Annotated in this window: 8 protein-coding genes; 4 read left to right on the top strand and 4 right to left on the bottom strand. The window is 57.4% G+C overall.

Translation table 11 applies throughout. From position 1 onward, the window contains the following. Positions 1 to 2 precede the first annotated feature (2 nt). Positions 3 to 770 carry a 3'(2'),5'-bisphosphate nucleotidase CysQ gene (gene cysQ / locus ACV17W_RS02390; RefSeq protein WP_462594866.1) on the bottom strand — a complete coding sequence of 256 codons (768 nt, stop codon included), beginning with the start codon at positions 768 to 770 and terminating at the stop codon, positions 3 to 5. A 1,034-nt stretch (positions 771 to 1,804) separates the two neighbouring features. Here cysQ and cysD point away from each other — a divergent pair. The 4 genes from cysD to ACV17W_RS02370 all read left to right on the top strand — a co-directional run bounded on the left by cysD (position 1,805) and on the right by ACV17W_RS02370 (position 7,062). Continuing rightward, entirely contained in the window at positions 1,805 to 2,704 is a 900-nt protein-coding gene (cysD, locus tag ACV17W_RS02385) for a sulfate adenylyltransferase subunit CysD (RefSeq protein ID WP_462596431.1), read from the top strand. After that, positions 2,705 to 4,606: a sulfate adenylyltransferase subunit CysN gene (gene cysN, locus ACV17W_RS02380; RefSeq protein ID WP_462594865.1), complete on the top strand. Its 1,902-nt coding sequence runs from the start codon at positions 2,705 to 2,707 to the stop codon at positions 4,604 to 4,606. A gap of 235 nt (positions 4,607 to 4,841) precedes the next feature. After that, complete coding sequence (locus ACV17W_RS02375; protein WP_462594864.1) at positions 4,842 to 5,657, top strand: sulfotransferase; 816 nt, start codon at positions 4,842 to 4,844, stop codon at positions 5,655 to 5,657. Positions 5,658 to 5,760: 103 nt separating this feature from the next. Beyond that, entirely contained in the window at positions 5,761 to 7,062 is a 1,302-nt protein-coding gene (locus ACV17W_RS02370) for a hypothetical protein (RefSeq protein ID WP_462594863.1), read from the top strand. Here the strand turns inward: ACV17W_RS02370 and ACV17W_RS02365 are convergent. From ACV17W_RS02365 to ACV17W_RS02355, 3 genes are read right to left on the bottom strand one after another with little or no spacing between them, the layout of a single operon-like run. After that, complete coding sequence (locus ACV17W_RS02365) at positions 7,057 to 8,430, bottom strand: hypothetical protein (RefSeq protein ID WP_462594862.1); 1,374 nt, start codon at positions 8,428 to 8,430, stop codon at positions 7,057 to 7,059. The two genes, ACV17W_RS02370 and ACV17W_RS02365, sit on opposite strands and share 6 nt — an antisense overlap. A 16-nt stretch (positions 8,431 to 8,446) precedes the next feature. Continuing rightward, on the bottom strand, positions 8,447 to 9,358 hold the full coding sequence (locus tag ACV17W_RS02360; RefSeq protein ID WP_462594861.1) for a hypothetical protein: 912 nt from the start codon (positions 9,356 to 9,358) through the stop codon (positions 8,447 to 8,449). 37 nt (positions 9,359 to 9,395) lie between these two features. Then, positions 9,396 to 12,308 (bottom strand): glycosyltransferase family 2 protein, encoded by a 2,913-nt coding sequence (locus ACV17W_RS02355; protein WP_462594860.1) that lies wholly within the window; start codon positions 12,306 to 12,308, stop codon positions 9,396 to 9,398. Positions 12,309 to 12,315 lie beyond the last annotated feature (7 nt).

Genomic DNA, 12,315 nt, shown 5'->3' with positions numbered 1-12,315 from the left:
GGCTACAGCCCCGACGCCACGAAATGCGGGTTTTCATAGCCGGGTTTTCCGTATCCCAGCACTTGCCCATCCAGGGTCGTGACCCGCCCGCCGGCGGCGGCCAACACCGCATGCCCGGCAGCGATATCCCATTCCATGGTGCGGCCCAGCCTGGGATACAGGTCGGCCTCGCCCGCGGCAACGAGGCACAGCTTCAGCGACGAACCCGCGCTGCGCACTTCGGCCAGCTTGCGGCCATTCAAGAATGTTTCCAACGCCTCGGCGTCGCCATGCGAGCGGCTCGCCACGACCGTCAGCCCATGTTCGGGGGCGCACCGGCAGGAAATCGCCCGCCGGCCCTCGGCCGTCTGCACATGGGCCCCGCATTCTTCTGCACCCAGATACAACTGGCCCAGGGCTGGCGCCAGCACCACCCCCAAGACCGGCCGGCCGTCTTCTATCAGCGCCACGTTGACCGTGAATTCGCCGTTGCGGCTGATGAATTCCTTGGTGCCATCCAGCGGATCGACCAGCCAGAAGCGACTTTCGGGATCCGGCATATCGCCGGCAGCCACGGCTTCTTCGGCCACCACCGGAACCCCGGGCAGCAATTCGCGCAATGCCGGGACGATCACATCCTCGGCGCGCTGGTCTGCCAGCGTCACGGGGGAAAGGTCCGCTTTGGATGCGGCCACGAATTCCGTCCGATATACCTGCATGACCACCTCGCCGGCGGCGCCAACGACCTGGCAGACACTTTCAAGCAATTTCATACGGTTCTGGGTGGGCATAGGGCTGTCGTTTCCTGGAAATAAGTGCAGTGCAGAAGCAAATCGCCAATACGTATATCCGAGCACGTATTGTTACACCAAATGCTTTTACGATTTGAACCATTAAAAAATTGTTTAATAACCGCATCGGCCCGTAATTTTGCCCTAAACTACTCGCCGTAATCCACATAGAACACATAGTTGGCTTGACCCAGACCGACACCCCCTCGCAACCCAACAGCCAAGACAGGCGGCGCACAGCCGTCACCATGCGGCTGGCCGGCGCCACGCTCGCGGCAATCCGCGACGCCACGGGGCTGAGCATGCCCACGATTATTGCGGCGCACAAAGCCTACATGGCGGGCGGGTGGGAAGCGGTAGCCAGCGGCAGACGCGGCCGGCCGGTACGCGGGCAAGAACAGCTGTCGGCCGACGCCGAGGCCGCGCTTCAGCAAGCCCTGTTTTGCAGCACCCCCGAAGGCGAACGCTTGCCCGGCCATTTTGTGTGGTGCCAGGAAGCCATCGCCGCATGGGTGCATAGCCGCTATGGACAGGACATTCTTGCCCGCAGCACCGCACGCCTGATACATCGCTGGGGCCTGGCCGCCCCTTCCTTGCTGGAAGACGCCCGGGCGAGCTCGCACCCTGCAATTGCCCAGTGGCTCGACGGCGAATATGGCACCGTGCGCAAACGGGCCAGGCAAGACAGCGCGCAAATACTCTGGATAGCGCAACGCACCCTGCGCAAGGGCGGGCACCAGCTCTACGCCCATACGCCCCGCGGCCGGCTGTTCTGGCTGACCACCGACGCCGCCCCCGCGGCCGCCGACTGGCAGCGCTTTCTGCAGGGGCTGCTGCGGCAGATTCCCCAAAAAATCCATGCGGTGCTTGCCAACAGGCACCTGCGGGATCCCGCCATTCTCGGCGACTGGCTGGCCACCCAGCATAGCCTTACACCCGTTTTTTTGCCCCCGGACTCCCCGCCCGCAACGGGCGCGCATCCCGGGCGCCCCGGTTTGTTGAACGTTCCATTGGATATCACCACGAGGCCCAATATGCCGTTAACACATTTACAACGACTGGAAGCCGAGAGCATCCACATCATGAGAGAGGTGGTTGCAGAAGCCGAGAATCCGGTCATGTTGTATTCCATCGGCAAAGACAGCGCGGTTATGTTGCACTTGGCGATGAAAGCGTTTTATCCCGCCGTTCCGCCATTTCCCCTGTTGCACGTGGATACCCGCTGGAAGTTCCGCGACATGTACGCATTTCGCGACAAAATGGCCAAAGAACTGGGGATGAAGCTGCTCGTGCACGTCAATCCCGACGGTATCGCCAAAGACATCAATCCTTTCACGCATGGGTCCGCCATCCATACGGACATCATGAAAACCGAAGGCTTGAAGCAAGCCCTGGATCTGCACAAGTTCGATGCCGCCTTCGGGGGCGCGCGCCGCGATGAAGAAAAATCGCGGGCGAAAGAACGAATTTTCTCGTTTCGCACCGCGCAGCATCGTTGGGACCCGAAAAACCAGCGTCCCGAACTCTGGAAGCTCTACAACGCCCGCAAGCATAAAGGCGAGTCCATGCGGGTGTTTCCGTTGTCCAACTGGACCGAGCTGGACATCTGGCAGTACATCTATCTAGAGAACATCCCCATTGTCCCGCTCTATTATTCGGCGCTGCGCCCCGTCGTTGAACGCGACGGCGCTCTCATCATGGTGGATGACGAGCGCATGCCGCTGAAGCCGGGCGAGGTGCCCATGATGAAAAAGGTGCGGTTCCGCACCCTGGGCTGCTACCCGCTGACCGGAGCCGTTGAATCAGAAGCAGACACCCTGCCGGCGATCATCCAGGAAATGCTGCTGACCCGCACCTCCGAGCGCCAAGGCCGCGTCATCGATCACGATTCGGCTGCTTCCATGGAAAAGAAAAAGCAAGAGGGGTACTTCTAAATGGCACACGTCTCAGACCTTATCGCAACCGACATCACGCAATACCTGAAGGCGCACGAACAGAAGAACCTGCTGCGCTTCATTACCTGCGGCAGCGTCGATGACGGCAAAAGCACCCTCATCGGGCGCCTGCTTTACGAATCCAAGATGCTGTTCGAAGACCAGCTGGCCGCTGTCGAAGCCGACTCCAGAAAATGGGGCACCCAGGGCGACGCCATCGACTTCGCGCTGCTCGTCGACGGCCTGGCGGCCGAACGCGAGCAAGGCATTACGATCGATGTGGCCTACCGCTTCTTTTCCACTGACAAGCGCAAGTTCATTGTGGCCGACACACCCGGGCATGAACAGTACACGCGCAACATGGTCACCGGCGCATCTACCGCCGATGTCGCCGTTGTCATGGTAGACGCGCGCAAAGGCGTACTTACCCAAACGCGCCGCCACAGCTACCTGGTGTCGCTCATCGGAATCCAGCACATCGTCGTCGCCATCAACAAGATGGATCTGGTCGACTATTCCGAGGCCGTCTACCAGAAAATTGTGGACGACTATCGCAGCTTCGCCGAGCGCATCGGGATCAAGAACGTCACGTTCATTCCCATGTCCGCTTTCAAGGGCGACAACATCGTCACCCCCAGCGCCAACATGCTGTGGTACCACGGCTCGACCCTGATGGGCTATCTGGAAACCGTGGAAATCAACGAGCTGCGGCTGCAACAACAACCGTTTCGCCTGCCGGTGCAGTGGGTCAACCGTCCCAATCTCGACTTCCGCGGCTTTACGGGCACCATCGCAAGCGGCAGCGTCAAGCCGGGCGATCGCATTCGCGTACAGCCGTCCGGCAAAGAAAGCACCGTCGCCCGCATCGTGGCTCACGGCGGCGACTTGCCGATGGCCGTGGCCGGGCAATCCATCACCCTGACGCTCACCGACGAAATCGATATTTCGCGCGGCGACGTCATTTCAACCAAAGACGATCCGTCCGAGGTGGCCGACCAGTTCGAATCCACCCTGATCTGGATGCACGACGAGCCGCTGCTGCCTGGCCGCCCCTACTTGATGAAGATCGGCACGCGCACCGCCACCGTGACCGTCACAAGCATCAAGCACCAGGTCAACGTCAATACACTGGAACACATCGCAGCCCGCAAACTCGACCTGAACGAGATCGGCGTCTGCAACATCAACATAGACCGGCCGATCGCCTTTGATTCTTACGCCGACAACCCCGAAACCGGGGGGTTCATCCTCATTGACCGGCACACCAACAACACGGTGGGCGCCGGCCTGCTCAGCTTCGCCCTGCGCCGCAGCTACAACATCCACATCCAGCACGTCGATGTAAACAAGGAGGCCCGCAGCGCCCTGAAACAGCAGCAGGCTTGCGTGCTGTGGTTTACCGGCTTGTCTGGCGCCGGCAAATCCACCATCGCCAACCTGGTCGAGAAAAAGCTTCATGCAGAAGGCCGCCACACCTACCTGCTGGACGGCGACAATGTGCGTCACGGCCTGAACAAAGACCTGGGCTTTACCGACGCCGACCGTGTAGAGAACATCCGACGTGTCGCCGAAGTGGCCAAGCTGATGATCGACAGCGGGCTCATCGTCATCACCTCGTTCATCTCGCCGTTCCAGTCCGAACGCGAAATGGCGCGCGGCCTGCTTGAAGACGGTGAATTCATCGAGATCTATGTCAACACCCCACTGACCGTCGCCGAAAGCCGCGACACCAAGGGGCTCTACAAGAAAGCGCGGTCCGGCCAACTGAAGAACTTTACGGGCATTGATTCGCCGTATGAAGTTCCTGAGAATCCGGAGATCGTAGTGAATACAGCTGATAGCACCCCAGAGGCGTCGGCTGATTTGATTATCGCTGCCCTGAAAGAACGAGGTATTTGCTAGCGAGTTATCCTGCTCGTAGTCGCAGATACTCTCGTTCGCCCCCTTGCAGCATTACGCTGACAAGGGGGTTTTTCTTGCCCTTAGCGTCAATACCCGGCCATCTTTCGCTGCGCTTGAAAGGCAAAAATAATGTCAAATCAAAATAAGTTTGCTAACATCGACCGGCTTCTTCTGCCACTTTCCCCCTGGCATAGCAGGCCCGAATAACAAAGCCCTACAGGTCGGTTGAATTGCCATGAACAGATACGTGATCGGGATCGGCGCCCAGAAAGCCGGAACGACATGGTTGGCGGATTACCTGTCACATCACAAGCAGGTATACATGTCGCCTATCAAAGAACTGCACTACTTTGATGCTACATATGTGCCGGAGCTGAGCAGCGATAACGGGTTGCGCCAGCGTTTGCGCGCGGTAGCAGCTGCCAACCTGCGACAGAAGTCCTACAGTGAGCAGCGGGCCAGAATGCTCAGCGCGCTCGCCGACCGGGTTTCGTTCCGCTCCTTGTCCGACTATCGAAGATATTTCGAGACGCGAGCCGGCAACAAACAGATTTACTGCGAATTTACCCCCAGCTATGCGGTACTGAATGAAGAGGGGTTCACGGCCATGAGGCAATTGGCTGACGATGTGAAGCTGATTTTTCTGATGCGTGACCCAGTGGAAAGGTTCTGGTCCGCTGCGCGAATGTACGCACGAAGTCAGAATATTCCTGTACAAAAGATTGACACCCTGAAATTGCTGGACAACCCTCAATTTTCATTTAGAGCAAACTACCAAAGAACACTGGACGCGGCTTACAAGGCCTTTAACCCTGAACACGTACACGTTGAGTTCTACGAAAGGCTTTTTACTCCGGAAGCCATCCAGCGAATAAGCAGCTTTATTGGCATCGATTATGTACAGCCAGACTTTCAGAAAGAGGTCAATAAAGGTGAAATGGCTGATATGCCATCCCGTGTCTGTGAAGCAGCCCGCCAGAAGCTCGATTCCATCTATCTTTGGGCTCGGGCGACGTACGGTGATCAGGTTCCGCCAACTTGGCGACGTTAACCATGCATTGGGCCTCACCCCACAGAATTTTCCAGCCTGATCCTGTCCAGTTCGCGGGAGGAGGTCAAAGTCTCGCGAACCGCCCTACGGATGGAGACACGCAATGAATCGATGCATCGTCCATTTTGGTATGCATAAAACGGGGAGCACATCCATTCAACGGTCCCTATATGCGCATTTACCCGATCCTCGCTTCCGTTATATCAGCATCCTGGGCGCTAATCAGAGCATTCCATTAATTACGCTTTACGGAAAAAAAGAATCCGCTATCGCCGTCAATGCTCATGTTGTACAGACACTCCAGAAGCGGTTCGCGGATGCGCTGCGTACGTGTGAGGGCCGTACAGGAATCCTATCGGGCGAAGCCATCTCTGCGCTACCGCACCATGGATTGCAACGTTTGCACGAAACATTGCAAGCGCATTTCGCAAGTGTAGAAGCGGTCGGGTACGTTCGTAGTCCGGTAGCTTACATGGAAAGTGCGTTCCAACAGAGGGTAAAAAGTGGGCACGCGCAGCTTGATCTTGAGAAAGTATGGCCCAGGTATCGGCAAAGATTCCAGAAATTTGACCAAGTTTTTCAGCGACACACCGTACAACTCTGGAAATTCGACCCGGCAAGTTTTCTGAACCGCGACGTCGTGCTCGACTATTGTTCCCGCATAGGGATTGCCTACCCACCAGAGCGCACAATCCGCGTCAATGAAAGCCTGTCCACCAACGCTGTGAAGTTGTTATATACCTACTTCCGGCATCGGCCCCCACGTGGTTTGGATCGCAGGCTCGAACCCGCAGGGGCGGCATTAGTCCGAAAGCTCAGCACCATACCTGGGCCGAAGTTCCGCCTGAGTTCCGAATTGACTGCTCCGCTTATTGAACGCCATCGAAGTGACATCTGCTGGATGGAAGAGCGAATGGCGACTGCTTTGACTGAAGACTCATCGTCCAGTGATTCCGTGGCAATCCGCCACGAAGGTGATTTACTTCAGTTTGATGAGCAAAGCATTGACTGGATTAGCGCCGAATCCGGGCTACCGCTACCCGCTCAAGCACGCCACGACCCTGAGACCCTGGCCACGTTCCTGGAGCAGTGGGGCGTCAAACTGGCAGCCAGGAGGTCGCGAACAGATCGCGACAAACGCCCCACTTCCGTCGCGGCATTAGTCAGGGCGTCGTTGCACGCTGATTCTGCCGGTAGCTACGCAGACGTTCCTGCGGATTCACTATCTACGGCCGTCACTGCCGTCCTGCAAGAGTTGGTGGCGCAATTGGCCGAAACCGAACACGGCGTCATAAAGGTCGAACATCTGGGCCATTTTCGTCGCGTGACGGGGCCAGCGGGCCAGAACGGCCCTCTTTTTATCTTCAGCGGCAACGGCACGATCCCAACGGGGAGCAACTCATGAAACTGGCTTCTTCGCGACGGCAGGCCTCGGTGCGGCAGGCCGGGCAGGCTGTCTCTTCTGCCCCTTCTTGATCCGATCACGAATGTTCTGCAGTGGCACGGATGCTGGGCGTAATTCGCAGGCGCGCTCAATAAATTTAAGAGCGGTGTTCGCGTCGCCGACCTCTTCATGCGCCACTGCCAACTCACGCAGAAATTGGGGCACCGCGACCTTGTCGCCCGTCAACCTTGCCACTTGCTTGGCATTCAGAAAAGTCGCGCGAGCGCCGTTCCCCGCAGGTGCGTTCAGGCTGATTCCCACGAGATTGGCCAGCGCAAACTGCTCAAACCCCCGCTGCTGAGTGGACTGGCAGTAAGCCGTCACACACTCGGTGACGTATCCGATCAGCTCTTCGTTACCGGCGAATGCAGCATTTGCCACATGCGAGATAGAAAAATCCCCTGCCACCACGAAGGGCGGCAATGCATGGTCGAATTGATCATGATCGGTCAGAAAGCTGATATTTTGATCGGGATAGAATCGTGCCCGAATGGCGTCATTCGACGTGCGGAATTTGCGAGCAAGCGCTTCGTAAATGTCGGGCGGAATAAGTTCGCCCAAGCTGATTCTGCGCTCGGGATTGTGGTCGGAATAGTGCTGCAGACACCTGTCAATCTCGTCGTTCAGCTTGCTGCGTTTCGGATCCAAGGCTAGGTTGAGCAGTCGCTTGAGCGCGAGCGCAGACCGGGAATAGCTTCCGTTCACCGGTCTATCCAAAAATTGAAACTTCGAATAATTGCCATCCGGGATAGACAACTTTGATAAGAAGCGTCGTTCTATGCTCTCTTTGGTAAATAATGCGGCGTCGTACGGCAATACCGATACGTGCTCATCCCCGAAAAGGTCTGCCCATTTCTCGTGCATCGCGCCACCCATGCTGACGACAGGCTTGCCAAGCAGATTTCGACAATAACTGGGCAGCGTGCCAGTCATGAACGCACGCTTTACCAACTGGTTATAGCTGGACAATATCAGGTCAAGTGGATCTCGGTGAAACCCAATAACCTTGACCGACAGCCCTTCGGTCAGGGCCCGGAAAGCTTCTGGCTGGATATACAGCGATTCAGCCGACAGCAAAAGAGTCAGCCGCTTCGATCGCGCGTCGGCAAGATACTCTGCGAACAATCCGCGTGCTTCATCTTGCTTGCCCGCATCCAGCAACGCATGTCCCAGGCGAGAATGCCCCCCCGACACCGCATTGCGATCGTGCGGATGAGGCGGATAGTAATACCCGCACTCTTCCGCTGCTGACCGATTCTGCACGAGAAAATACTGTATTGCCGAGGAACCGGTTTTGGGAGCGCCGTAATGGACAACCACATCGTACATGCTGAATCCTGTCTAATTAAGCTACCGTAAAGGGTGAGTTAGCCAAGTCCCTGACCTCATCACTTACCCGGGCACGGACCACGTCTCCAGCCTGCAGTGCCGCAGGAAGGGCAAAGGTGAAGCCGCAGGGCACGCCAAGCCGCTCCACCAAGTCGCGTCGACGCTCGCATGCCTTGATGCTGCCCACGCACGCATCGTTGACATAAATATCTACAGAGGCAACCTTGTTGTGATGCAGATACCGAGCCCAGCCTGCGACGACCTTATCGCGAGCAAGGTCAAGCCGCCCTTGCGCTTTGGTGATTCGTGATGCGTCCAGGTAGGCGGCTGGCTCGGGGTTAATAAAATCCAATGCCGCTTGCAGTTGGGCTTCGTTCGCGTCTACGCCGCAGAATTCGTTCAGCGCTTGCACGAACTCTTGTCTATAAGCCATGGCTTTTTCGTAAGACACCAACATCGCCGATGGTTGGGCGTCACGCAGAAACGCCACTACACGCTTATACTGGTCCAACGCGCGGTCCATGCCCGACAGCATTTCTGCTCGCATCGAAATGGAGTTTCGGTTGGCAATGGCGAACACATCCTTGAACACAAAGATGTAACGTGGTTCGCGAAACAACTTGTGCACTCTTTCAAGTTGATCAATGGACGAAGGACGTTTCCATCCGAACTTCCGCCCGTCTGCAGCGTACCGCTGCAGAATTGCGTCAACGTCCTTATCATTGCCTGCCTCGAATGCGCCTGAAAGCGTGGTGTCTTCGTATACCGGCGCGACAGCCGCATCCCCCATAAATAGCCCAAGATGCGCAAGCGCGCCCGCCACCATGGATGTACCGCCGCGAGCCGTGCCAACCACTACCACCGGAACATCCGGACGAGCCTGGCTGCCGATGACGGTCACCCCTTTATTTATCAATGTGTCAATCATTGTTATATCCACCGAGCCGAAGCCCTTCTATGCTTGCCTAGGCGATCGAAAAATCCTCACGCGCGGTAGTCAAGTTCTTACTGTAATAGGGGTCGGCCTGCAGATGAGATCCCCACTTTTCCTGCATGTAGGCCAACTCCGACATAAACCTGGCCTGCTTTTCGGGCGTGTCTTCGGTGCCTCGGGATTTGGACTCATGATGATAGAGTTCTGCATAAGGCGTCCACAAATTGCGATATCCGGCCTCACGAACTTTCAGGCAAAAATCGACGTCGTTGAATGCAACACGCAGCGCCTCTTCTTCCAGGCCGCCCACCTGCATGTACACAGACTTGCGCACCACCAGACACGCAGCGGTTACGGCAGACAGGTTCTGCACGACTTGCAGGCGATGGAAGTAACCGGTGGCCGAGCGCGGGAAGTATTTGTGCGAGTGGCCCGCCACGCCGCCTAGCCCAAGAATGACGCCGGCATGCTGAAGGGTGTCATCGCCATAATAAAGCTTGGCTCCAACGCATCCAATCTCTGGGCGCATGGCGTGGCTTACCATTTCGGTCAGCCATTCAGAACTGATAACCTCGACATCATTGTTTATCAATCCCAGAACCTCACCCCGGGCTTCTTGTGCGCCAAAGTTGTTAATAGCCGAATAATTAAACGGCTGATGATAGGGAAGCACCCTTACCCGCGAATCGGCCTGCTGCACGGCTTCGAAATATTCCAGGGTTGCCTGTTCTATGCTCTCGTTATCCAGCACCAGAATTTCGTAATTCGGGTAGGTGGTCTTTTGCAAGATGCTTTCGATGCAGGCTCGCAGCAACTCCACTTTGTCGCGCGTGGGAATCAACAGGCTAACAAGCGGCGCCGGATGCGGTACCGGGTATCGCACACGGTAGGTGTTGGGCACCAGCCCCTCTTCTACCACAACCTGTTCAAGACCCTGCGCCTTGAAGTGATCTTGCAGCGCCTTGACTCCCGCCCGAGTGGTGTAGCTCTTTCCGCTGGCTGCCTTGGCAGTGGATCCCTGCGTAATGCGCCAGTGATACAGCACCATGGGCACGTGCACGATATCCGCTGGGTCAACAAGAGGCAGGCAGCGAAGCAATAGATCCTGGTCCTGGCTTCCCTCTACGCCCAGCCGAAACCCGCCAATGTGTCGCAGCAACGCATGCTCGTACACGCCCAAGTGCGACACGTAATTCTGAGCGTAGAACAGATCAGGGTTCCAGCTCGACTTGAAATGCGGTTCGCAGCGCGAGCCCGTCTCGTCGATCTTGTCTTCGTCGGTGTAGATGATCCTGGCAGCGGGATGTCGGTTGATGGCGTCGACAATAAAATGCAACGCATGCATCGATAGCTCATCGTCATGATCGAGCAATGCAACATATTCGCCGGTGGCCAACTCAAGCGCGGTATTGGACGCCGCAGAAATGTGGCTATTCTTCTCTCGAAACACCACCTTGATCCGTGCATCGCGATCTGCATACTGCTGCAGCACCGCGCGCACCTGGGGGTTGGGTGACGCATCATCGGCAATGCACAGCTGCCAGCTCGCATAGCTCTGCGCCAAGACGGAATCAATTGCCTTGCCAAGCAATTCGGGATCAGGGTCGTACACCGGCATCACAATGGATACTGTCGGCTTGTGCTTAAACCCGTCTCGGTGTTGCCGCAGCCGGTCTACATCGCTGAACAGAGGCCTTTCGTTGCGCTGTATCCATTCTGCGTAGTCAATCGAAGAAGGATCATGTCGAAAAGTCGCGTCGTACATCTTCCGCAACTGCAGGTCGGCGTCCCCGCCGCTGCGCACGCCGCTATCCCCCATCAACTTATCGAGTGTCGCGCTGTCGGCTTCTGCATCGAGCGATTCGCGTACCCGCTCGGCCATGAGCCTGTTCGCATGGCGGGCCGAAATACGCTCGATGTGCAGGCGGGCAACAGAAAACGCCGTAACGCACTCAACGGGATCGAATCGAACGGCGCGTGGCGTTGAAGCCAGATACACCACCCTTGATACGGGCACCCCGCTGCGAAAAGGCAAGGCAATAGCGCCGGACTCGCTGAAGCCCTGGCCATAGTCGATATATAGCTTGGCGATACTGCGATCTACCTCGGCATCGAGCTGAAGGTCGATCATGAACCACCCCTTTCGCGCGCCGACCAGCCCTGCCCCAACCTTGAACCACGGATCGATTCCATCCGAGCGCCAGGCATATCCGGGCAGATTGCTGCGGCTTATCAGATGGCCCGGCGCCAAAGCCGCCGCGGTGCCCGTCGCTCCGCCCATCGCCGCGTATGCGTGCATGATCGCCTGCATGCCTTCCGGCACTGCTGGCGCCTCGCGCAACGCGTGTAGCGTGATGCGTTCAAGCCGGAACGAACCTGGACGGCTACACGGATCCAAACGGATATGACGGCAATCGACCGGTATGTATAGCGGAACACGAACCAGGCCGCGCTGCGGAAGTTCAAAGCTGACGGTGTGATCGGGCGAAAAACCGTGCCCCAGGTCGAAGTACAACTGCGCATCCAGCGGCGCGCCGCCGTCTACCTGGATCTCGAACCAATGCCAGCCGCCAAGACGGGGCCAATTGATATCTGCCACCAGCAAGAACTGGGGGTCTGCCCCCACCGCCACCCACTGCCCTGCGTCGCCCGCCTCTAATTGATAAAGCGGCACTACGTCGACCCGTTGCTTACCCGTCACGCGTCGAACGATCGATCGAAACAAGCGCAAGGGCGCCAGCAGCGTCGCCTCGGCGCCTTTGCGGTACCGGTTCAATCGGTGGTTGGCCCGCAGTACGCGCATACGCTGATACTGCAGTTCGTCCTCGAGTCGCTTCAGGGCGTGCCGTGCCTCGGCCAGTTGTGCTTCCCGTTGCTCTATGACCGAAGCATCCGCCAACGTATCAGCATCGTCTATTTGAATTGAGTTCGGATTGTCGCCCATGCTTCAG

This window comes from Bordetella sp. MIP270_01_BMS, from assembly GCF_054958705.1.
The sequence above is the reverse complement of the archived record's forward strand: the minus strand, read 5'-3'. Positions and strand labels throughout refer to the sequence as shown.

What these genes read in the sequence shown, in the direction of transcription:
- cysQ (WP_462594866.1), bottom strand. Translation starts at nt 770, where the DNA reads ATGCCCACCCAGAACCGTATGAAATTGCTTGAAAGTGTCTGCCAGGTC.
- cysD (WP_462596431.1), top strand. Translation starts at nt 1,805, where the DNA reads ATGCCGTTAACACATTTACAACGACTGGAAGCCGAGAGCATCCACATC.
- cysN (WP_462594865.1), top strand. Translation starts at nt 2,705, where the DNA reads ATGGCACACGTCTCAGACCTTATCGCAACCGACATCACGCAATACCTG.
- ACV17W_RS02375 (WP_462594864.1), top strand. Translation starts at nt 4,842, where the DNA reads ATGAACAGATACGTGATCGGGATCGGCGCCCAGAAAGCCGGAACGACA.
- ACV17W_RS02370 (WP_462594863.1), top strand. Translation starts at nt 5,761, where the DNA reads ATGAATCGATGCATCGTCCATTTTGGTATGCATAAAACGGGGAGCACA.
- ACV17W_RS02365 (WP_462594862.1), bottom strand. Translation starts at nt 8,430, where the DNA reads ATGTACGATGTGGTTGTCCATTACGGCGCTCCCAAAACCGGTTCCTCG.
- ACV17W_RS02360 (WP_462594861.1), bottom strand. Translation starts at nt 9,358, where the DNA reads ATGATTGACACATTGATAAATAAAGGGGTGACCGTCATCGGCAGCCAG.
- ACV17W_RS02355 (WP_462594860.1), bottom strand. Translation starts at nt 12,308, where the DNA reads ATGGGCGACAATCCGAACTCAATTCAAATAGACGATGCTGATACGTTG.